We start from the raw sequence: 772 nt of genomic DNA, 5'->3' as shown, positions 1-772 counted from the left end.
ACAACGTTCCCGCGGTATGGTGTCGTGGCAGTTTCTTTCCGACGGGATAGGAACTGTCAGGACGAAAAGAGCTTGCAGCGAACGTTGAATTATTTGGTTTAAAAGTACTGCCATGCACTATGACCGCGTGTTGGCAACCGTTTTTATTTTTTATTCATGGTAAATCAATGCCAATCTGCAGATTACTTAATGTGTCTGCTTGAAACTCTAGTGCTAAATATCTTTCTGTTTCACAATTTACAAACTGTATATTTTCAAGGTATTTAGCTTTAGATTTAAAGTCTGATTTCTGTCCATAAAGAATTTGAGAAACTTTTGTTTTCGTTTGCCCAATTGTCAGACCGGATGGTGTTGAAACTTTATTATTTAAAGCTTTAATATTAATAATATGATCATTCACTGTTTCAATTAGAATATTTGGGTAAAACCAACTCCTAACATTTAGAATCGAATCCATCTGAGTACTATCTGGTGACTGTAATTGGTCTAGCTGAGTTTCATATAAGATATTTCCAACTTTCAATTCATCTGTCGGAATACAAACTTGATTATTTTCAGCTATTATCAAAATTCCAGGATACTTAATCTGGGTATTTATTTCAGAATAGATATAAAGAAAAAATGCAGTTAAAAGTACTATCCATAAAATCCACCATTGTTTTTTGAAATTCTTTTTGTGGATTTCTTTGGTTTTAAAATATTGTTCGTTAAGTCTATTCATTCAAAGATAGGCTGTAATTCTGAAATGGTTGCCAACGTTCCCGCGGTATGG

Annotated in this window: 1 protein-coding gene; it reads right to left on the bottom strand. The window is 33.5% G+C overall.

Features of this window, described 5'->3' with window-relative positions; all coding sequences use genetic code 11:
• Positions 1–154 precede the first annotated feature (154 nt).
• A complete protein-coding gene (locus tag ACE1ET_RS20570; RefSeq protein WP_375730309.1) occupies positions 155–721 on the bottom strand; it encodes a hypothetical protein in 567 nt (188 codons plus the stop codon).
• Between the last annotated feature and the right edge of the window lie 51 nt (positions 722–772).

The organism is Quyinboa mangrovi (assembly GCF_042219825.1).
Classification (GTDB): Bacteria; Bacteroidota; Bacteroidia; order Bacteroidales; family UBA5342; genus JBHJHP01.
The sequence above is the reverse complement of the archived record's forward strand: the minus strand, read 5'-3'. Positions and strand labels throughout refer to the sequence as shown.

What these genes read in the sequence shown, in the direction of transcription:
- ACE1ET_RS20570 (WP_375730309.1), bottom strand. Translation starts at nt 721, where the DNA reads ATGAATAGACTTAACGAACAATATTTTAAAACCAAAGAAATCCACAAA.